The following is a 20,688-nucleotide window of genomic DNA, read 5'->3' as shown; positions in this document are numbered from 1 at the left end:
GGTTCACACAGAGATCGCACAGGTTCGATTCGTATGGTGCGCGCATGAACTCGAGATTGCTGAAGGTACTTGCGGCTGCCACCGCCGTCGTTCTCGTTGTCGTCGCCACAGGTGTGTGGTGGTTCTTCCGTGGCGACCCCGTCGCCGAGGTCAGCCTCGCGGCGGCGACCGAGTCCGTCGATACCGCGGACGTCGACGACGCAGCCACCGACACAAACGACACAAGCGACGCGAACGGTGCAGCGGCCGACCTCAGCGGCACGTGGACAGTCGACACGACAACCGGTGACTTCGACTACGAGTCGGCGACCGGTTCCTTCGTCGGTTTCCGGATCGAGGAGGAACTGTCCGGGGTTGGTTCGACCACGGCCGTCGGGCGGACGGGCGACGTTGCCGGCAGCATTGTCATCGACGGCACGACGGTGACCGACGTGACCTTCGACGTCGATGTCACGACCATCACCACCGAGGATTCTCGCCGTGACGACAACGTGCAAGATGCGCTCGACACCGGCGAGTTTGCGTCAGCGTCTTTCGTGCTCACCGAACCGGTCGAACTGACCGATGCAGCGCTGGCGGGTGAGGCGTTCGCTGCAACAGGGGGCGGCCAACTCACGGTCCACGGCACGACCCAAGACGTCGACATCGACCTCGATGCGCAACTCATCCAGGACACCATCGTGGTCGTCGGCTCCACCGACATCACCTTCAGCGACTACGGCGTCGAAGTGCCCGACAGTCAGATTGTGGTCTCTGTCGAGGATTTCGGGGTGCTCGAGCTGCAACTGCTCTTGGTCCGCTGACTCGCGGTACTCACTCGGGAGTACCTGCCCACAGGCACCTGCGACCAGATTCACGACCTCGGGGGCTTCGCTCACGATGGCTCAGTGGCGGGCACGACTCGGGCTCGCGTCGCGCCCGCCGGCAGGCGACCGGATACGTCCGTGATACACGGCCATCGGCAAGGTGTCCGAGGTCGACAACCTTGTCTCCATTCGCCTCCCGTCGTGGGTGCGGCGACGGACGGCGAGGGTCTTTCGATCTTCGTTCGATGGTTTCCCTCGCGGAGAGCTCCGACGCTGCTGTGCGTGGACACAACAAGCGCGCTCATTTCGCCGGCCAGAGTTCGGCACGGGCAGGACAGCCAGACCCGCCGAAGACTTCGCCGTCTGCCGGTCGGGAAGTTGGCATTTCTTCTGCCGTTGCAACTCTTCCTTGCCGCCGGGTGGTTCAGGGCTGGCGTGGAGAAGGTCATCGAGCCGCGGTGGTGGACCGGCGACCACCTCGTCGCGTTCCTGGAGGAACAGCGGCGCCCATGTTGCCGTTGTTCGTTCCGTTTGCTGACTACGTACTCCTGCCTCTCGCTCCGGTCGTCGCGTGGATCGTTGTGTCGATGCAGCTCACGATCACCAGCGGGCTGTTCACGAATCGGTACGTGAAACCGGCGCTGTGGGCCGGGATCGCGCTCAACCTGTGTTTCACGATCGCCCGTCGGTGTGCGAATCGCCTTGCGACGGGCTGTGGTCTGGTTGATTCCTGCAGCGCTCGTCGCTCCGTGTGCACGCACGCTGCACCCAGCGGAGGTCGTCGATGATCCCGCCTTGATGCTGTCGTTCGTCTCCGTCCTCGCGGCGGTGACGACGGTGGCGATCCTGAACCGGACGGTCGAACTGAAGGGCCAGAAGTGGACCTGAGCGAACCGTCGCGAGTCGATCTTTCGATCTCTCTTCGAACGACTGACCTCGGGCTTTACACGCGACCACGAACGTGATGGATGTCGACAACGACACCGCCGAACGAAATCGGCGACACCCCCAAACGAGAAGGACACACGACCCCATGAACAAGGCACTCACCAAAGCACTGCTCTCCGCAGCTCTGCTCACCAGCGGCGTCATCGGAGCCGGCAGCGTCATCGCTCAGGCCGGAAACGGCACCGATGCGGCGACCCCAGTGGTCGCCACTGCCGAGGCCGCAGCGCCGGCAGGGCTCCAGACGATCGACGACCCAGCGGACGATGCGACGTCGACCGACGACGTCGTCGACAGCGATGACGGCGCCGATCGTGGCGACGGGCGCGGCTGTGGCAACAGCGAAGCAATCGCTGAAACCCTCGGTCTCACGACCGATGAGCTCGGCGAAGCCCGCGACGGCGGTTCGACGATCGCAGAGATCGCAACCACACAGGGCGTCGACGTCGATGAGGTCGTCCAGGCGATCGTCGACGGCAAGGCCGAACGTCTCGAGGAGAAGGTCGCAGCCGGTGACCTGACCGAGGACGAAGCAGCCGAACGTCTCGCCGACGCCGAAGCCAACGCCGTCGACAAGGTCAACGACGAGAGCTGACCTTTCGTCAACGAATCACCCCACCCACGAGTGGAGTCGGTGGGGCAGCGTCGTGTCGCAACCACGACGCCGGCCCACCGGGCCCCTCGACCCCACTCACCCCCCAAGCAAGGAGCACACCATGACCAACCACACACCATCGCCCTCAACCGTGACCAACAACCGTCGTTTCGCACCACCCTTGTCGCGGCGACTTGCGCTCGTCGCGGTGGCTGCCCCCGTCGTCATCGGCAGCGCAGTCGGCACAGCGAACGCACAGACGGACGAAGGCTCGACGTCGGCGGACACGTCCATTTCGACCGCACTCGCAGCGGCACTGGCCGACGGTCGGACCCTCGACGGGTCCGGGAACAACGTCGACGATCCGAGCCTGGGTCAGACCGACACCGAGTACGCACGAGTCACCGATGCGGCCTACGTCGACGGGAGCGGTGAACTCGTCGACGGACCGGACGAGCGGTACATCAGCAATCGGATCTTCAACGATTCCAACCAGAACATCTTCTCCGAGAACGGTCTCAGTCATTGGAGTTTCGTGTGGGGGCAGTTCATCGACCACACCATCTCGCTCCGCGAGGGAGGCGACGAAGACTTGGTTGTCCCGTACGACTCCGATGATCTGCTCGAGGAGTTCGCCAACGACCTCGGCGCGATCGCGACCACCCGATCGGCCGCAGCCGACGGCACCGGTGTCGACACGACACGCGAACAGACCAACACCGTCAGCTCGTTCATCGATGCCTTTGCTGTGTACGGCGGATCCGACGAACGTCTCGACTGGCTGCGCGAGGGGTCGGTCGACGGCGACCCGGTGAACAACGACGCATCGCTACTTCTCGTCGACGGCTTCCTTCCCACAGCGTCGGCCCGTCCTGATGCCGAGACTCCCGAGGTCGACCTGCAGGGCCGGTTGATGGGCGATCCGTCAGCGGCGGTGTTCGCCGGCGACGTCCGCGTCAACGAGAACGTCGGCCTCACGGCGGTGCACACGCTGTTCGCACTCGAACACAACCGGATCGTCGACCTGCTCCCCGACGACATGGACGAACAGTCGAAGTTCGAGGTCGCCCAGCGCTCGGTTGCCGCGTTGCAGCAGTACATCACCTACAACGAGTTCCTCCCCGCGATGGGCGTCGAACTGGACGACTACGCCGGCTACGACTCCACGGTCGATCCGACGATCACCAACGAGTTCGCCACCGTCGGGTATCGGGCGCACTCGTCGATCCACGGCGAGTTCGAAGGCGAGATTGATCGGTCTGAGATCACCGATGACCAGATCGCCGACTTGCAGGCGGCCGGCGTGGAGGTGACCGTCGAGGACACGGTCGTCGAGTTCGCGATCCCGCTCGGTGTGGCGTTCGGCAATCCGGGCCTTCTGACCGAGGTCGGACTCGGCAACATGCTCGCCGGCCTCGCGTCGGAGGCGGCGTACGCGAACGACGAACAGATCGACAACCAACTGCGCAGCGTGCTGTTCCAAGTGCCCGGGCCGGATGTCGAGAACCCGGCCGACTGTCTCGACGGCACCCAGATTGCCGGGTGTTTCACCGTCGTCAACGACCTCGGCGCGATCGACGTGATCCGAGCCGCCGACCACGGCATGCCGACCTATAACGATCTGCGCGAGGCGTACGGACTCGAGCGGGTCGAGTCGTTCACGGACATCACCGGTGAGGCGACCGATGAATTCCCCAACGACCCCGAGATCGACGCCGACAACCCGATCGACGATCCGAGCATCCTCGACTTCGTCCTTCTCGAGGACGCCGACGGCAACCGGCTCGAACCAGGAACCGAAGCCGCGGACACGACAACAGTGACCGCGGAGCGGCGCACCACGACGGCCGCCCGACTCAATGCGATCTACGGCGACGTCGACTCCGTCGATGCGTTCACCGGAATGGTCTCCGAAGAGCACGTTCCGGGCACCGAGTTCGGCGAGCTGCAACTCGCGATGTGGACTGCGCAGTTCAGTGCACTCCGTGACGGCGACCGCTTCTTCTACGGCAACGACGCCGCGCTCGACGTCATCGCCGCCGACTACGGCATCGACTACCGCCGCAGCCTCGCGGACGTCATCGCCACCAACAGCGATGTCGATCCCGACGACCTCCGCGCCAACGTGTTCGTTCTCGACACGGACACCGACACCGAGGTCGCTCCGGACTCCGCCGACGTCACCGCCGAGGAGCCAGTGAGCGACGACGAGGACGACCATGTTGGACAAGACAACGCAGCGGGGCGCGATGGCGACCGGCGCCGAGGCGACGACGGTCGACGCGGCGGCCAACGCAGGGGCGACGGGCGCGGCTGACACCGATGCGGACCCTGAGTGCGTGTGATCCGAGGGACGAGCGGTCACAATGCCACGTGTGAGCATGCGCACGGTCCTCGTCGCAGAAGACGACACCCAGGTCCGCGAAGCCCTCGAAAGGGCCCTGCGCTTCGAGGGCTATGCGGTCGTCGGCGCACCCGATGGCGCGTGTGCGCTCGCGGCCGTCGACGAGCACGCACCCGACGTCATCGTGCTCGACGTGTCGATGCCCCTCGTCGACGGACTCAGCGTCTGTCGTCGACTCCGGGCGCGCGGCGACGACATCTCGGTGCTCATGCTCACCGCACGCGACGAAGTTCAGGATCGTGTCGACGGTCTCGACGCAGGCGCCGACGACTACCTTCCCAAGCCGTTCGCGCTCGATGAGCTCCTCGCTCGAATCCGGGCGCTGCTGCGTCGGACCGAGCGGATGGACACAGGTCGATTGGTGTTCGAGGATCTGGAACTCGATCTCGACAGCCGAGAGATCCATCGAGCGGGACGGGCCATCGAGGTGACCCCGACGGAGTTCGAGATCCTCGCCATGTTGATGCGCCATCCCGACAAGGTGCTCGACCGCGCGACGATGTACGCCGAGATCTGGGGCTACGCATCGGAGACCTCGTCCAAGGCACTCGACGTCCACGCCCGTCTCGTGCGCCGCAAGCTCGAATCCGGTGGCGAGGACCGCCTGCTCCACACGGTTCATGGAATCGGCTACGTCTTACGTGCTGCAACGGCTGAATCAGCATGACGTTGCGCACTCGTGTGGTCGTCATCGTGACCGCGCTCGTGGTGTGCGGGATCACCGCTGCGTCGTTGCTCGCCTACAGCTCCACTCGAAGCGAACTCGTCGATGAGACCGACCGGTTTCTCGAGCAGCGAGCCGCCGAGTTGACCGACGGAACCCGGCAGAAGCCGAGCAGCGAAGACCCCGACCGCACCGACCAGAGCAGGAGCGACGGGGACAGCACCGATCCTGGTGGGTCCGACCTCGCGTTCGACCCTGACGCAATCGCACAGACGCTGGACCGAGACGGGGTGGTGACGGCATCGAGCGGGCAGACACTCCCGGTGAGTGACACCGACATCGAGGTCGCGGCCGGCGCTCGAAGCGCGCTTCGCGACATCGAGGTCGACGGAACCACGTACCGAATGCTTACCGTGAACGCCGACGATGGCGCAGTGCAGGTCGCCACGGCGACCACCGCCACCTCGGACGTGCTGTCGCGGCTTCGGTGGCGCCTCGCCGGGATCGGCGTCCTCCTCGCCACGCTCGCGGCGCTGCTCGGGTGGATGCTGATGCGCCGGACCACGCGACCGCTCGAAGAACTGACCGCTGCTACCGAACGGGTCACGACCAGTGCCGACCTCACACCACTCGACGCGAGCGTGACGGGCCCCAACGAGGTCGGCCGCCTCACCACGAGCTTCAATCAGATGTTGGCCGCCCTCAGTCTGAGTCGACAACAGCAGCGGCGCCTCGTCCAAGATGCCGCTCACGAACTCCGCACACCGCTCACGAGCCTGCGCACGAACATCGAACTTCTCCAACGCGCACCCAACCTGCCACCCGACGAGCACACCGCACTCATGGACGGACTCACCATCGAAGTCACCGAACTGAGCGATCTCTTCGGCGAACTCATCCAACTGGCAACCGACCCGACCAACGATCATATCCACGTCGATTTCGATGTGGCCGACGCGGCAACCAGCGCCGTCGAACGCTTCACAATCCGTACCGGACGATCCGTCGACCTCCGCCTCGAACCGACCCAGATCACCGGGAACCCGACCGACATCGAGCGCGCCATCACGAATTTGCTCAGCAACGCCGACAAGTTCAGTCCGACCAACGAGCCGATCGAAGTGGAACTGAGAGACCGGCGGCTGGTGGTCAGAGATCGCGGACCAGGCATCGAACTCGACGAGCGCGATGCCGTCTTCGACCGGTTCTTCAGAAGCGACTCGGCGCGCTCCACACCCGGTTCGGGCCTCGGGCTCGCGATCGTCCGCCAAATCGCTGAACGACACGGCGGGACAGCGTTCGTCGAAACGTCCGAAGCCGGTGAACCCGAAATCGGGTTCACCCTTCAGCAACGCTGATCGACGACGGATCGCGAGGCTGTCGTCTCGTCATCTCGCATCGCTCAGGCGGCATCGACCACCACCGAGCTGCTCACGACTCGCGTTGTCCGGTCGCTGTCCTACCCGCAGCAGTCTGAGCGTCGGCATGCGGTTCTGGAGAGTTGCGCCGACTGCGTGGACGGCGCCCGCATTCTTTGTGCAGATCCCACAGGTTCTTCACAGGCGCATCGCGTACCGTCGCCGCGCATGAGAACTGAACCCAGTCCTGTGGTGCGATCGAACCGCCGTCTCGCCGGTCTGCTGGCGATTCCCGTGACGCTGCTGCTGGCGTCATGCGGGTCGTCGTCCGATGATGCGTCCAGCGTCGACGACGACGCCGAGACGACCGAAACTGCGGCCGGCGACGGCGAGTTGACCGGCAGCGACACGACTGATTCCGACACGACCGTCACCGGTACCGAGGCGGCGACATCCACCTCGTCGACGGGTACGGGTGTCGATGCCAGCCTGTTCTTCGACGGAGCGCTCGCCGAGGACGCCACGACCGAGGACTGCACGCTCAGCGGCGGAGCCGAGACCACCTGTTACAGCCTCACCGTGGCGGGCTATCCGACGAGCCACGACGTCGGGCCGTTCTGCCCGGACACGATCTCCGACAGCGCCGATGCCGGCGGGCTGTGGTTCGACGGCGAAGGGCTATACGACCTCGACGGCCAGTTCTTCGTCGACTTGCCCACGCTGTATGGCGACGACAACTGGCAGATGTACGACGAGGACGGCAACATCCTCGTCACCGAAACGGCCGAAGAGTTCGAACTCGCGGCGAACCCGGACGTCGACCCGTCCCTCCAGAACCACTGCGTCGAAGGAATGCTCGAATGGTTGGAGAACGGCGAGCCGATCACGACGACCGTCCAGATTCCGGTGGAACCCGTCGCCGCAGACGCCTCGGCTGCGCCGCAGGGAAATCAGGGCGTGACCCTCGACGGGGTGGTCATCGCGGCATCCGCACCGGCTGAGGCGATCCTCGGTGCGTACACGATTGCATCGTTCGACGACTGTGGGGCGCACTTCAACCCGTTCGAGGGATACCACCTGCACGGCGCCGTCGGCTGCTCCGAACTCGACACCGACGTCGCAGACGGCGAAACGCCCCAGTTCGGCTACGCGATGGACGGTTACCCGATCCACAGCCCCCTCGACGACGCTGACGCCGCAGATCTCGATGAGTGCAACGGCCACACCACCGACGAACTCGACTACCACTACCACGCCAACAACGCCGCCGCGAACCAGGTCATCGAGTGCCTGATCGGCCAAACCGTCGCCGGTGCAGGCGACGCCGGTGGCGGCGGCGATCGACCCGAGGGCCCGCCGCCCGGTGACGGCTGAGTCGATGTCGCCCACCACTCGGGCACACGAGAGCGAACAGACCCCAAACAAGAAGGAGCTCCCGATGACCGTCTCCAAGCGGCGCATCGCCGCACACCTGGTTCCGATGGCGTTGTTCGACGGCTCCGCCATCTACGGCCCGGAGGAGGACCGCGAGATTCCATCGGACCTGGACGAGTGCTCGGGCCACGTGTCCGAAACTGACGAGTTCGGAGAGACCTACCACTACCACCTCACCGACGACTCGCCGAACCTGCCCGTCTGCCGGGTCGGAGCGACTGCCGACCGAACGCTGTCGAGCCCCGACAACGACAACGTGGCACTGCCCAACGGCGAGGGTCCCGGCGGCGGTGCCTGAGATGATGACCCAGCGGTTGTCGATCCGCCGGTCCACACCGCTCGTCGCGCTACTCGCCGCACTGGCGGTGTCGATGCTGGCGGTCGTCGCCGGTGTGTCACCGGTGTCGGCGCACGACGCCACCGACGGGAGCACGGTCGTGGCCGTCGACAGCCGACGGGTGATCATCACTGCATCGGTTCCTTTCGCCGACCTCGGCTACCTCGACACCTCGGGCGACGGGCTGATCGACAGCGAGGAACTGGCCGATCAGGAGGCCGACGTCGCCCCGACGCTCGTCGGGAACGCTCGTGAGCACGTGGAGCTGACGGTCGACGGCGAGCCCGCCGAGATCATCGGCGCTGGCGTCCCGACCCCGAGCGAGACCGGAGCGGACGACGCCGGTGGATCGTCGTACGCAATGCTCGTGCTCGCGTCGGGTCCCCACGACGGCGAGGTCACCGAGGTCGAAGTCGACTGGAGATTCGACGGACCGTCGACGAACATCGTGTTGTCGCACCCCGACGGTGCCGTCACCGGAGAACTCGGCGACGACGGCACCGCGTCGTTCTCGCTCGGCGCGGTGTCGAGCGCGACGTCGTTCTTCAAACTCGGGATCGACCACATCCGGTTCGGACCTGATCACCTGCTGTTTCTTCTCGTGCTCACGCTCGCCGTCGCCGGAACCACGATCACCACCCAAACGGCGCGCCGAACCGTCAAGTTGGTGACCGCGTTCACGCTCGGCCACGCGGTCAGTCTCGGTCTCGCCTACTTCGAGCTCGTGTCGGTTCCGGCGTGGGTCGTCGAACCGGCGATCTCGCTGTCGATCGTCGCCGCAGCCGTGTTGGCCATCCGCGGTCGTGCCCGCGATGCCCGGCCGTGGATCGCAGCGCTCGTCGGCCTGATCCACGGACTCGGTTTCGCATCGAGCTTGGGCGGCCTCGGCGTCGCCACCTCGCAACGTCTCCTCGCGCTCGGCGCGTTCAACCTGGGCATCGACATCGCTCAGACATTGTTCGTGCTGCTCGTCGTCGCGGCGCTCTGGCTGTTCAGCCTGGTCCTCGACCAGCGGGTCGTCTGGGTCCGCACGGCAGCAGCCACCGGCTGCGCGGTGTTCGGCGTGCTCTGGACCGCATCGCGCCTCGCCGATCTCCCCATCTGAGACACCCCGACCACCGACCGCCGACCACATGCTGCGTGTTCACAGCGAACGCACAGCATCCTGGAGTTGAATGTGGTGATGACCGATGCGTCGCCCACATCATCGTCGAGCCAGGTGCTCGTCGTCGAGGACGAACCGGCGATCCGCGATGTCGTCGCGACAGCGCTGCGGTATCAGGGTCACATCGTCCACGAGGTCGGCGACGGCACGGCGGCGCTGGCTGCGGCGACCGAATCGCCGTTCGACCTCATCGTGCTCGACGTCATGCTCCCCGGTCTCGACGGGTTCGAGGTCTGTCGTCGGTTGCGTGATCGCGGCCGGTTCTGTCCGGTGCTGTTCCTCACCGCCCGCGATCGGACCGAGCATCGCATCGAGGGATTCGTCGCCGGTGGGGACGATTATTTGACGAAGCCGTTCAGTGTCGACGAATTGGTCCTGCGGGTCGCTGCGATCCTGCGTCGAATCGGACGGAGCGGTACACCGGAGTTGCTGACCGTCGACGACCTGGTCCTCGAGATCGCCGGCAAACGTGTCCGACGGGGTGGGGACGACATCGAACTGTCGCCGACCGAGTTCCGGTTGCTGCACTATCTGATGGTCAACGTCGGCATCGTGCTGTCGAAGGCGCAGATCCTCGTGAACGTGTGGGACTACGACTACGACGGAAGCGACAACGTCGTCGAGTTGTACATCGGCTACCTGCGTCGCAAGATCGACCGCGATCGAAACGGACTGATCCACACCCGCCGAGGGCACGGCTACGTGTTGACCCAACCCGACTCGTGACGTGCTCGCCGGCATGAAGCGACCGTCGCTGCTCACGTTGATGCTCGTGCCGACGCTGCTCTCCATCACGGTTGGGCTCGTCGGTTTCGGCGTCTACGTGGACCGGACCGAATCGGCAAACCGCCTCGCCGACATCGACGACGAACTCGTCCGCGCCGAAGCCGCACGAGACAGCCGCAACGCCCCGGTCGTCGCGTCCGACCAACCCGGTGCACCGGCAACCGAGCCCGATGACCCGAGTATCGTGCCGGCAGAGTCGCCCGGCATCCTCACCGTCGATCCGCCGAGCGAGATCACGCTTGCAACCGATGGAACGGTCCTGCGGGTGACCGGGGGCGACAATCCGTTCACGTCCGACGAACTCTTGGTGCTCGCGGAACGCGACGGCACGGTGACGTCAGCCGCCGGAGACTTCCGGGTGCGAATCAGTCCGCTCCCGGAAGGCGCGACGTCGCTCACGTCGCTCCCGCTCGACCGCTTCAACGCTGCAGTCGACGACTTCCGACGCACCCTGCTCGTTGGAGGTCTCGTCGTCGTCGTGCTCGAAGCGATCGTTCTCTGGCTCGTCGCACGCATGGTCAGCCGTCCCGTGGTCCGGATGGCCGGAACGGCGACACGCGTGGCCGACGGCGAACTCGACACCGCGATCGGCGCGCCGTCGGGCACACGCGAAACCGCTCAGTTGGCAGCGGACCTCGAACGCATGCTGGTCCGGATCCGCTCCACACTCGAGGTCAGCGAGTCGTCGGCAACCGATGCTCGGACGGCTCGTGATCAGATGGAACGGTTCCTTGCTGACGTGTCGCACGAGTTCCGCACCCCGCTCACCGCGCTTCACGGCTACAGCGATCTCTACATGAACGGCATGCTCGACGACGCAGGGTTGGAACGGGCGATGCAACGCATGGGCAACGAGAGCGCGCGCCTGAATTCGTTGGTCAACGACATGATGCAACTCGCCCGCAACGCGTCGACAGATACCGAGCCCGAGGTGTTCGATGTCGCGGAGATCGTCACAGATGTCGTCGATGACCTCCGATCCGCCTACCCCGATCGCAGGATCGAACGCCGTATGCCGCCTGGAATCGACTGCCGCATCGCCGGGGTGCCGGGTCGGCTCCACCAGGCCATCTTGAACCTCGGAGCAAATGCGTGCGGCCACTCCGACGGCGACGTCCAGATCAGGATGACGGCCGACCGCACCCATCTCGACGTCTCGGTCGTCGACCACGGACCGGGGATCGCCGAGGCCGACCGCGAACGGATTTTCCAACCGTTCGTGCGGCTCGACGCGTCGCGAACACGCACCGGCCATGCCGGCGCTGGGCTCGGCCTCGCGCTGACCAACCAGATCATCGCGTCCCACCAGGGCGCCATCACCGTCGGCGAGACACCCGGCGGCGGAACGACCATCACCGTACGTCTCCCATGCGTCCCGCAGGCGATCGAGGAGCCCGTCGAGGCACCATGAAGTTGCGGTGGTGGGCGACGCCGGCGGCCTGGGCCGTCGTCGCGTTGACGATCGGCGTGCTCGTCGCGTTGACTGCCCCGTCGAGCGATCGTCCCCCACAGCGGATCGGTATTGCGCTGGTCATCGGTGGCGTCGTACTCATCGCGTTCGCCGCTCGGGATCGGGTGCGGCACCTCGTGCCGTTGGGGCTGGTTTCGCTCGTCGGAGGCGGTCTCTTGCTCATGGACGGCCCGCGCTTCATCGAGCCGGTGACACGGGGCGGCGGGCTCGTCGTGCTGCTCGTCGGTCTCGTCGCCACGCGCTTCACGGTCAGGCGGCTCGGCCGTCTGGCCGGATTGGTGACCTGCGCGACGTTCGTCGGCGCCGCCGGGCTGTTCGTCTACTTCGACAAAGAACTGCTGTCGCTCTCGCTCGGCGCCATCGGCGCCTTCGCCGTCGCCGTGGCAACCGTCGGCCTGAACCGGGCAGGAACGGCAGGCGAGGTCGGTTCCTCGCTCGGACTCACGAGAGTCTTCGTGCTGGGTGCCAGAGCAATCGGTGACCGGGCGACCAACGCCGAGACCGGCGAGCCGATCCGGGACAAGGTGCTGTATCACGGACCTGACCGACAACAGCGGTTCTTTCGCTTCGTGATACTGATGGGCTTCGCGTCGGCGATTGCATCGCTCGGAGTCATCGCCGATTCCACCGCCGTCGTCATCGGCGCGATGCTCATGGCCCCCTTACTCATTCCGCTCATGGGGATGTCGCTGTCTCTGGTAATGGGCTGGGCCGACGAACTCAAGCGGGCCGGTCTCGTCGCAACCGTCGGGGTCGGCGTCGCGGTCGGAACCGGTTTCCTCATGACGGCGATCCTCGGTCCGAGTACCGACGTCGACGCGAACTCCGAGATCGCCTCGCGGATCTCGCCGACACTGCTCGACCTGGGCATCGCGCTCGCGGCGGGAGCGGCCGGTGCCTATGCGCTCTCGCGCAGCGACGTCTCCGATGCGTTGCCCGGCGTGGCAGTCGCGATCGCGCTTGTTCCACCGTTGGCGGTGGTCGGGGTCACCGCGCAACTCGGCGCATCGGGGGAGTCACTCGGCGCGCTGCTGCTGTTCGGCACCAACGCGTTGGCCATCGTTGCGATGGGTGCACTCACGTTCATCGTGACCGGTGCCGCAGCCGCCGAATCGGCTCGACGATGGACACTCGACTGGTGGACGATCGCGTTCGGTGCGATCGCCGTCGCCGTGATCGCCGCGCTGGTCGCGAACACGGCGTCGATCAACGAGTCCGACGCCGTATCCGAGCGGGCCACGGCCGCCGTCGAAGAGTGGATCGACGAACGCGACTACGAGATCCTGTCCATCGAGATCGACGGCAACGATGCGACCGTGTTGTTGAGCGGGCCGTCGACCCCCGACGACCTCGACGAACTCGGGGATGCGATCGACCGAGTCGTTCAGGGTGCGGAGTCGATCAACATCCGCATCGCCATCACCGAACAGACGACGCTGAACATCGACGACTCACCGTGATGACCGGACAGGTTGTCACTGGCTCAGTCGTCCTGGCCATCTGAGACAGGTGAGCCCTCCGAGTAGGACCGTGTGTCTCTGACGAAGATTCTCGCCCGCCGAGCGCAGCTCGTCGGACTCCAGGCAACGACTCGTCGTCCGAGCAACCTCGTCGTCGCGCTCAACGCAATGCTCGAACATGCAACGCCGGTCCTCAGGCGAACGCTCGCCGGTCCCGCTGAACCCGAGGAGAGCTGAAACGGGCCGCCTACGTGCAGCGCTGCCAGCACCGGCGTTTCCAAGTGATCCACCGCTCACCGACGTGCCGTTCGCGCGCAGGTCTGACGCCGTTCCGGGAGGGTTGCTGGGTGATCTCACGAAGCAGAACCTCGAGACCGGTTGGAGGTCGAGATGGATGAACATCTCGGCTACACCAAGCACGACTCGGCGGGCCGCAACGGCGACAACTCACGCAACGGGACCCGTTCGAAGACGGTGATCACCGAGATCGGCCCGGTCGACATCGACGTGCCGCGTGATCGTGACAGCAGCTTCGAACCAGCGACAGTGAAGAAGCGCCGCGCTGCCTGAACGGGGTCGACTCGATGGTGATCTCCCTTACTGCGAAAGGGTCGACGACCGGCGAGGTCCAATCGCATCTCGCCGAGACCTTTGGGACCGATGTGAGCCGGGAGACGATCTCGAAGATCACCGACCGGGTCCTCGACGACTCGACGACTTGGCGGAGTGGCAGAACCGTCCTCTCGATCGCGTGTATCCGGTGATCTTCATCGACGCGATCGTGGTGAAGATCCGAGACGGCAAGTCGCCAACAGGCCCTTCTCCACCGCGATCGGCGTCACCGTCGACGGCCAACGCGACATCCTCGGGTTGTGGATCGGCACCGGCGGCGAAGAAGCCAGATACTGGTTGCAGGTGCTGACCGAGATCAAGTACCGCGGCGTCGAAGTCGCATGCATCGTCGTGTGCGACGGCCTCAAAGGCCTGCCCGAGTCGATCGAAGCAAGCTGGCCGTTGGCGGTCGTGCAGACCTCTGTGCTGCACCTGATCCGCAACACATTCCGCCTCGCCAGCCGGCGGGACTGGGACAAGATGGCCAAAGACCTGCGACCCGTCTACACCGCCGTCAACGAAGCCGACGCCCAGGTCCGCCTCAACGAGTTCCACGACACATGGGGCGCCCGCTACCCGGCGATCCGGACGCTCTGGTCGAACGCGTGGGCCCAGTTCGTGTCGTTCTTGGACTACCCACCCGAGATCCGCCGGGTGATCGATTCGACGGATGCGATCGAGTCGTTGAACGCCAGGTTCCGGCGGGCGACACCAGCGAGGGCGTACTTCCCCAACGAACAGGCCGCGTTGAAGTGCCTCTACCTCGTCGTCCGATCGCTCGACCCGACCGGCTCCGGTCACGAGCGATGGATGAACCGCTGGAAGCCCGCCCTCAACGCCTTCGGCATCACCTTCGAAGGCCGCTCTTCTGAGGCCCTACGACCACCAACACCAACAATGAGCCAGATCAGTTACACCACTCGTCCGACAGTCCCCGGAATTGCTCTCAACCTGTGTTTCACGATGGCGGGGCGAGTCTTGGGTGATCCCGGTCGCTCCTCGCTCACGAGATCGCGGTCCTGAGTAGGACGGTGTTGTCGACTTCGAGATCGGTGCCCCAGATCAGTTGTGCCGACGGGTCCCATGTGATCTCGTTGTAGCCGTCCTTGGGGTCGACGTCGGCGGCGCTCCACACGGTGGCGTTCGTCCAGTCGCTGTCGTCGAAGTCGGCCGATGCCCAGTCCGCGGGTGTCTCGAGGATCAGGAACTCACATGTTTCGTCGGGCTCGGCATCGAGTTCGCAGTCGGTGTTGAGTGGAGCCTGGTGAACGACGAGAGCTTTCCATTCCGAGTCGGTGCCAGCGACGGTCTCGCCGGTCGACGTGTCGGTGATCTGGGCGATGATGCCGCCGTCGCCCATCTGTTGGTTCTGCTCGCCGATGTACTCGATTCCGGAGTCGGTCTCCTTGAAATCTTTTGCTTCGATGGCGATCGTGAACGGGTAGGTGGCGTCGAAGGTGAAGGTCTCGGCGTTGAACGATCGCTCGGTGGTGATGGGGACCGAGTCTTCGCCGATGAGTGCGCCGTTGACGTAGACCGCCGACCAGTTGTCGGCCCAGACCTCGATGACGAACGTCGAGGAGGTCACCTGGCTTGCTGGTTCGGATGTGTCGGCCGACACCGGAACTTCATCGGTCGACTCGACGTCGGCTGCGACCGTGGTCTGGCCAGTGCCGGTGGATGTCTGTTCGGCGGCGATGGTGCTCGCGATCTCCTCATCAGTGGTGTCGGCAGTGGTGTCGGCAACGTCGTCGGGCGAGGCACCGCAGGCGGTCACCAGCCCGACGAACACGAGAGGGAGGAAGGCAAAACGCCAGGAGGCACGGTTGCGCAGTTGTGTCATGACCACAGGTTCCACGAGCACCTTGTGGGTTCTCTGTGTATTGGGTAAGCATTCGCACCAGATCGGTGGTCGACGGACCCAACCGACCACAGAGACTGCTCGGCTCTCGTCGTCGCGGGCGAGCGGCACGTTTCTCCACGGCACGGGGGATGCGGTCTACTGCGATGCTGTTTCGCGGACGCCGAGTGGTGCGGAGATGTCCAGCAGCTGGCCGTCGCGTGACACGGTCACCGTGATGTCGTCGCCGGCTCGGCGTTGCGCGATGAGGGTTCCGAGCGACTCGGGCCCATCGACCGGTTCGTCGTCGATCGCTGTGACGATGTCGCCGGTTCGGATGCCGGCAGCCGATGCAGCAGTGTTCGCGGACACGTCGATCACTTCGGCGCCCAGGATGTCCGGTTCGGTCGACGGTTGTGATGTCACTCCGAGTAGAGCGCGCTCGGGGATCACACCGGCTTGCAACTCTGAGATCAGTTCCTGGGCCGGGCTGATCGCAATCGCAAAGCCGATGTTCTCGGCCTGGCCCGCGACTGCAGTGTTGATCCCGATCACTTCACCGCGGCTGTTCAGGAGTGGCCCACCCGAGTTGCCCGGGTTGATCGCGGTGTCGGTCTGGAGCAGGTTGACGAGCAATTCGCCGTTCGGCTCGGTGAGCGACCGGTCCATCCCCGACAGGATTCCGGTCGTCACGGACGGTTCACCGGTGAGGTCGAGGGCGTAGCCGATCACGACGAGCTGGTCGCCGAGACGAAGGTCGTCGGAGCTGCCGACCGGGAGCGGCACGAGGCCGGTCAGGTCGACCTTCAGGACTGCGAGGTCGTGGCTCGGGTCCGACGCCACGATCGTGGCAGCGACCGTCGTTCCGTCATCGAAGTCGACGGTGGTCTCGTCGCCGTCCGCAACGACGTGGCTGTTGGTCACGATGTATCCGTCTGCCGACAACACGAAGCCCGTCCCGACGGAGTCGCCCTCTTGCGTGTTGCCGAACTGTCCCTGCTGTGTCACGGTTTGGCGGACGGCCACGATGGAGGGGCGCGCGGCCGCCGCCAGATCGCTGATCGACGCGATGGAGGTTGCACTTGTCGGCTCGCCGATGATCGTGGCCGACGGCAAGGAGACGGCCGCAGATGAGTCGTTGCTGGTGCCGACCACGAACCCGCCGACGGCTGCACCCGAAAGTGCGACGCCGAGCACGACGCCCGTACCGAAACGGGCTCGGCTCGGCCGCTGCGCCATCCTCGAACGCGTCGGCGAACCCTGAGAGCCGACCGGCGGGGGAGGCGCCGCAGCCGTCGGGGCTGCCTCGATTGGGTTCGAGTGGTCGTTTGCTGATTGCAAGTGTTGGAAGTTCTGCGGTGAAGCCATGACGCAAGTGTTCTCGCCGAACTTGAGCGCCAGCTGGGGACTTCATGAGGATCGCGTAGGGATCACGAGATCCGCTTCGCGCGACCAGGATCTCGCGGGTTCACAGGGGATTCACAGCTCATCGTGAGATTCTGGTGTGGTGATGTCGCCAGCCATGCCCCGATCGGCGGGAGTCCGAGCATGACGGGGACGAATGCGGTACGCAAGCGAAGCGTGCGACGTTGGAAGTTCACGGTCCGCGTGTTGCAGGTGATGCTGGGACTCGCCGTCACGTTCGCAGTGTGGTCGATCGGTTTCGCGGGTGATGACGGGCCGCCGCCGGTGCTGCCCAACACCGAGACCCAGTTTTCGTTGGACCTCGACGTGGTCGACACGTACGAGCACCCGATGGTGTACGTCGTCGAGCAACGGGCGCGGCCTGCGTACCGGATCTTCGCGTTCGACCCGGTGACCGGTGTGGACGAGACGGTTTTCACCGTGCCGGAGGATGCGATCATCTATGGCCTCGCTGTGAGCAACGACGGGAACACACTGGCCGTCAACTATTCACCCGACTACCGCCTCGACGGCAGCGGGCTCTGGACGCTCGACGTCGGATCGTCCGAAGGCGCCACCTCGAACGAGGCGGCGATGACGCAGGTGGTGGGTGTCACCGAGGGGATCTATCTCACCGACCCCTCCTGGTCGTACGACGACGGCTCAGTGTTTGCGACGCGTGTGGACCGCACGGGTGACGACGAGCGGCTCGCCGTGACGGAGATCTCGATCGGTTCGGGCAGCAACCTGATCATCGCGGAGGAAGCGATCTCGCCGGTCGCTGTCGACGACACGGTCTACTTCCTCGACGTCGACGAGAACACCGCACGTCGATCGATCGGCTTCGTCGACGCGGACGGACAACGAGGCTCGATCGCCGTGGCTGACGGTGCGCTCGACCTGGATGAACTGCTCGCAAGCTCAGACGGGTCCGGACTGCTGGTGAGCGGCATCGAGAGCGACGATGGCACGACCACGATCACCGTCGGCCAGCCCGCTGAGGCGCACGGCAACCACGACGTCCCGTCGGCGTGGTGGACGGTGCCGCTCGACGGCAGCGCCGCTGGTCCGTTGGGCACCGACGAGGACGTGATCTACGACGCCGCGATCAGCACCGACACGATCGTGTCGGCGACGCGCGAAGGGCTCGTGTTCACGTCGACGTCCAACACGATGATGGTCCCCGTCATCGAATCGCGGGCACTGCGTTTCGTGGCGGGTTGAGGTCCGCACAGCAAACCCACAGGTCCGCAACGCACACTGCCGCGATGGGACTCCATACGCACCGATCCAGACTCATCACATTCGCCGTCGGCACCGCCGTGATCGCGTCGGCCTGCGGGTCGAGCGAGGGTGCCGGCGTCGTGTCGGATGCGACGACCGACTCGGTCGCCTCCGTCGCCGACACCACGGGTGCCTCGGACACGTCGGCCTCGGTGGACGCCGCAACCGAGACGGAGACCGACGCGGCAGCAGACACCATCGCGGACACGGTGGCCGCCGATCCGGCGACGAGCGACGCAACGAGCGATGAAGCGTCAAGTACGGGCGACGAATTGTCGGTGCGTAGTGAAGTCGCGACGAGCGCTCAATGGGCCGACAACGTGACGATCACGATAGACGGCGGCAACATGCTGTTCGAGAGCGACGGCCTGCCGTCACACGAATACCTGGACGTGTACCTGGCCGACGGTCGGGACGGCAAGTACGTCGCCGGTGGTGTCGAGTCCTACGACGCCAGCTTCGAGATCCCGATCGTCCCGACGGTTGCCGAGTCCGCGATTGCCGCCCCGAACGGCGCCATCGGCGTGGCGATCAGCGGCGCCGTCTTCTTCAACCCGTACGAAGGCGACGGCACCGGCACGGTCGCGAACGACGACAACGAGACGATCGACGGCGTTCCGTTCATCGACGCCTGCGGTGGTCACCCACTTCCGAACGCGATCCAGTACCACTACCACGGCATCCCGTTCTGCATCACCGACGCCGTCGACACCGAGGGTGAACACTCGACGCTCATCGGCTACCTGATCGACGGCTACGGGATCTACGGGCCTCAGGACGTTGGCGGCGAAGAACCCACCGACCTCGACGAGTGCATGGGCCACACCGGACCCACTCCGGAGTTCGACGAAGACACGTACCACTACCACGTCAGCTCCGAGGCCAACTACATCTCCGAGTGCTTCACCGGCGAAGCCTCAGTCCAGAGGCAGCGCTGAGCGCCGGCCGTTGGCATCGCAACGTGAGTTCCTCGATCTCACAGGATCCTCACAGCGCGAGCCCGGAGACTCTGCTTCATGAAACTCTTCCGAACCGCCCCTCGACGGATTCGCGTCGTGACCGCCGCCATCGCGTTCGCTGTCGGCGCAGCAGCGTGTGGATCCTCGTCCGACACTGCAACGACGACGCCGAACACCGATGCGACCACCCAACCGACGACTGAAACGAGTGACGATCCTTTGGTCGAGTCCGTCGACACGGCGAGCTCACCGGACGCCGCCCCCGTAGATTCCACCGCCACTGACGAGCCGGCCGCCACGAACGAACCGGGTGCCGCCTCGAGCGACGCGGACACGACGGCGGGTGTCGAAGCGGCCCAGTGGGCCGACAACGTGGGGATCACACTCGGCGACGGAACGTTCACCTTCTCATCCGACGGACTGCCGAGCCACGAACTGCCCGACCAGTTCCTCGTCCCGAAGACCGGCAACATGCCCCCGTTCGACGGTGACGACATTTCTGCTGAGTTCGAGATCGCCGACACCGACGGGCTCATCGTCGAGAGTCCGCTCGACGTCGAGATCACGCTCAACCCGGTGTACTCCGACGAGGTCACGCTGACCTCGCTCAGCACGATCGGCGTCATGATCAGCGGCGCACCGCTGTTCAACGACTACGAGGACCAAGGCCGTGAGTTCGTCGCCGTCGACGACAACATCTCCCTCGACGGTGTCTACTTCATCGACGCATGCAACGGTCACCCGCTCGCATCGGGCGACAGCTACCACTACCACGGGGTGCCGTACTGCATCACCGACGACGTCGACATCGACGGCGCTCACTCCACGATCATCGGGGTCCTCCGCGACGGGTTCCCGATCTACGGCCCGCAGGGCGAGGGCGGTGTCACGCTGGGCAACGACGACCTCGACGAATGCTCGGGCCACGTCGAGGCCACGCCCGAGTACCCCGAGGGGATCTACCACTACCACCTGACCGAGGACGCAGCCCCGTACTCGATCGACTGCTACCACGGCGTGATCACCGACGCCGACACCGGTGGTCAGGGCGGACAGGGTCCCCCGGCGGACGGAGGCGGCGCTGGCGGTGGCGAGGGTGCTGCAAGTGGTGCTCCCGCAGGCGGTGCTCCGGACTTCGACACCGCGGCAGCCACGCTCGGGGTC

General features: G+C 65.4%; 17 protein-coding genes and 1 pseudogene. 16 read left to right on the top strand and 2 right to left on the bottom strand.

Annotation, left to right across the window (positions count from 1 at the left end; all coding sequences use genetic code 11):
- Positions 1–44: 44 nt before the first annotated feature.
- The 13 genes and pseudogenes from WBV89_RS17535 to WBV89_RS17475 form a co-directional block, all read left to right on the top strand.
- Positions 45–803, top strand: coding sequence for a YceI family protein (locus WBV89_RS17535; protein WP_423982626.1), 759 nt, complete (start codon positions 45–47; stop codon positions 801–803).
- A 1,036-nt stretch (positions 804–1,839) separates the two neighbouring features.
- Positions 1,840–2,346 (top strand): hypothetical protein, encoded by a 507-nt coding sequence (locus WBV89_RS17530; RefSeq protein ID WP_423982625.1) that lies wholly within the window; start codon positions 1,840–1,842, stop codon positions 2,344–2,346.
- A gap of 121 nt (positions 2,347–2,467) precedes the next feature.
- Complete coding sequence (locus WBV89_RS17525) at positions 2,468–4,663, top strand: peroxidase family protein (protein ID WP_423982624.1); 2,196 nt, start codon at positions 2,468–2,470, stop codon at positions 4,661–4,663.
- Between the two features lie 64 nt (positions 4,664–4,727).
- Positions 4,728–5,417, top strand: a complete 690-nt coding sequence (locus WBV89_RS17520; protein WP_423982628.1) for a response regulator transcription factor — start codon at positions 4,728–4,730, stop codon at positions 5,415–5,417.
- Complete coding sequence (locus WBV89_RS17515; RefSeq protein ID WP_423982623.1) at positions 5,414–6,772, top strand: sensor histidine kinase; 1,359 nt, start codon at positions 5,414–5,416, stop codon at positions 6,770–6,772. Before WBV89_RS17520 ends, WBV89_RS17515 begins: the two co-directional genes overlap by 4 nt.
- 228 nt (positions 6,773–7,000) lie before the next feature.
- Positions 7,001–8,146 carry a YHYH protein gene (locus tag WBV89_RS17510; protein WP_423982622.1) on the top strand — a complete coding sequence of 382 codons (1,146 nt, stop codon included), beginning with the start codon at positions 7,001–7,003 and terminating at the stop codon, positions 8,144–8,146.
- A gap of 64 nt (positions 8,147–8,210) precedes the next feature.
- The gene (locus tag WBV89_RS17505) at positions 8,211–8,504 is read left to right on the top strand and encodes a hypothetical protein (protein ID WP_423982621.1); all 294 of its coding nucleotides are present in this window, start codon (positions 8,211–8,213) and stop codon (positions 8,502–8,504) included.
- A gap of 1 nt (position 8,505) precedes the next feature.
- Positions 8,506–9,648: a HupE/UreJ family protein gene (locus tag WBV89_RS17500; RefSeq protein WP_423982627.1), complete on the top strand. Its 1,143-nt coding sequence runs from the start codon at positions 8,506–8,508 to the stop codon at positions 9,646–9,648.
- 78 nt (positions 9,649–9,726) lie between these two features.
- Complete coding sequence (locus WBV89_RS17495; protein ID WP_423982620.1) at positions 9,727–10,434, top strand: response regulator transcription factor; 708 nt, start codon at positions 9,727–9,729, stop codon at positions 10,432–10,434.
- 13 nt (positions 10,435–10,447) lie between these two features.
- The gene (locus WBV89_RS17490) at positions 10,448–11,905 is read left to right on the top strand and encodes a sensor histidine kinase (protein WP_423982619.1); all 1,458 of its coding nucleotides are present in this window, start codon (positions 10,448–10,450) and stop codon (positions 11,903–11,905) included.
- Positions 11,902–13,425 carry a DUF389 domain-containing protein gene (locus tag WBV89_RS17485; protein ID WP_423982618.1) on the top strand — a complete coding sequence of 508 codons (1,524 nt, stop codon included), beginning with the start codon at positions 11,902–11,904 and terminating at the stop codon, positions 13,423–13,425. Before WBV89_RS17490 ends, WBV89_RS17485 begins: the two co-directional genes overlap by 4 nt.
- A gap of 72 nt (positions 13,426–13,497) precedes the next feature.
- On the top strand, positions 13,498–13,662 hold the full coding sequence (locus WBV89_RS17480; RefSeq protein ID WP_423982629.1) for a hypothetical protein: 165 nt from the start codon (positions 13,498–13,500) through the stop codon (positions 13,660–13,662).
- Positions 13,643–14,901: pseudogene (locus tag WBV89_RS17475) on the top strand (IS256 family transposase); the annotation flags it as partial. The gene WBV89_RS17480 and the pseudogene WBV89_RS17475, both read left to right, overlap by 20 nt.
- Before the next feature lie 139 nt (positions 14,902–15,040).
- On the opposite strand, the gene WBV89_RS17470 reads toward WBV89_RS17475, so the two are convergent.
- Both WBV89_RS17470 and WBV89_RS17465 read right to left on the bottom strand, forming a co-directional pair.
- Entirely contained in the window at positions 15,041–15,880 is an 840-nt protein-coding gene (locus WBV89_RS17470) for a PEBP family protein (protein ID WP_423982617.1), read from the bottom strand.
- A gap of 156 nt (positions 15,881–16,036) precedes the next feature.
- Entirely contained in the window at positions 16,037–17,116 is a 1,080-nt protein-coding gene (locus WBV89_RS17465) for a S1C family serine protease (RefSeq protein WP_423982616.1), read from the bottom strand.
- A 309-nt stretch (positions 17,117–17,425) separates the two neighbouring features.
- Between WBV89_RS17465 and WBV89_RS17460 the strand changes: the two genes are divergently transcribed.
- The 3 genes from WBV89_RS17460 to WBV89_RS17450 all read left to right on the top strand — a co-directional run.
- The gene (locus WBV89_RS17460; RefSeq protein ID WP_423982615.1) at positions 17,426–18,505 is read left to right on the top strand and encodes a hypothetical protein; all 1,080 of its coding nucleotides are present in this window, start codon (positions 17,426–17,428) and stop codon (positions 18,503–18,505) included.
- Between the two features lie 44 nt (positions 18,506–18,549).
- Positions 18,550–19,503 carry a YHYH protein gene (locus WBV89_RS17455; RefSeq protein ID WP_423982614.1) on the top strand — a complete coding sequence of 318 codons (954 nt, stop codon included), beginning with the start codon at positions 18,550–18,552 and terminating at the stop codon, positions 19,501–19,503.
- A gap of 78 nt (positions 19,504–19,581) precedes the next feature.
- A partial coding sequence (locus WBV89_RS17450; RefSeq protein ID WP_423982613.1) for a YHYH protein occupies positions 19,582–20,688 on the top strand: 1,107 nt, incomplete at its 3' end.

Source organism: Ilumatobacter sp. (assembly GCF_049588435.1).
Taxonomy (GTDB): Bacteria; Actinomycetota; Acidimicrobiia; order Acidimicrobiales; family Ilumatobacteraceae; genus Ilumatobacter_A.
Note: the sequence above shows the minus strand (reverse complement) of the source record. Positions and strands in the feature narration are given on the sequence as shown.

What these genes read in the sequence shown, in the direction of transcription:
- WBV89_RS17490 (WP_423982619.1), top strand. Translation starts at nt 10,448, where the DNA reads ATGAAGCGACCGTCGCTGCTCACGTTGATGCTCGTGCCGACGCTGCTC.
- WBV89_RS17520 (WP_423982628.1), top strand. Translation starts at nt 4,728, where the DNA reads ATGCGCACGGTCCTCGTCGCAGAAGACGACACCCAGGTCCGCGAAGCC.
- WBV89_RS17515 (WP_423982623.1), top strand. Translation starts at nt 5,414, where the DNA reads ATGACGTTGCGCACTCGTGTGGTCGTCATCGTGACCGCGCTCGTGGTG.
- WBV89_RS17485 (WP_423982618.1), top strand. Translation starts at nt 11,902, where the DNA reads ATGAAGTTGCGGTGGTGGGCGACGCCGGCGGCCTGGGCCGTCGTCGCG.
- WBV89_RS17505 (WP_423982621.1), top strand. Translation starts at nt 8,211, where the DNA reads ATGACCGTCTCCAAGCGGCGCATCGCCGCACACCTGGTTCCGATGGCG.
- WBV89_RS17495 (WP_423982620.1), top strand. Translation starts at nt 9,727, where the DNA reads ATGACCGATGCGTCGCCCACATCATCGTCGAGCCAGGTGCTCGTCGTC.
- WBV89_RS17525 (WP_423982624.1), top strand. Translation starts at nt 2,468, where the DNA reads ATGACCAACCACACACCATCGCCCTCAACCGTGACCAACAACCGTCGT.
- WBV89_RS17455 (WP_423982614.1), top strand. Translation starts at nt 18,550, where the DNA reads ATGGGACTCCATACGCACCGATCCAGACTCATCACATTCGCCGTCGGC.
- WBV89_RS17465 (WP_423982616.1), bottom strand. Translation starts at nt 17,116, where the DNA reads ATGGCGCAGCGGCCGAGCCGAGCCCGTTTCGGTACGGGCGTCGTGCTC.
- WBV89_RS17470 (WP_423982617.1), bottom strand. Translation starts at nt 15,880, where the DNA reads ATGACACAACTGCGCAACCGTGCCTCCTGGCGTTTTGCCTTCCTCCCT.
- WBV89_RS17530 (WP_423982625.1), top strand. Translation starts at nt 1,840, where the DNA reads ATGAACAAGGCACTCACCAAAGCACTGCTCTCCGCAGCTCTGCTCACC.
- WBV89_RS17460 (WP_423982615.1), top strand. Translation starts at nt 17,426, where the DNA reads ATGACGGGGACGAATGCGGTACGCAAGCGAAGCGTGCGACGTTGGAAG.
- WBV89_RS17510 (WP_423982622.1), top strand. Translation starts at nt 7,001, where the DNA reads ATGAGAACTGAACCCAGTCCTGTGGTGCGATCGAACCGCCGTCTCGCC.
- WBV89_RS17535 (WP_423982626.1), top strand. Translation starts at nt 45, where the DNA reads ATGAACTCGAGATTGCTGAAGGTACTTGCGGCTGCCACCGCCGTCGTT.
- WBV89_RS17500 (WP_423982627.1), top strand. Translation starts at nt 8,506, where the DNA reads ATGATGACCCAGCGGTTGTCGATCCGCCGGTCCACACCGCTCGTCGCG.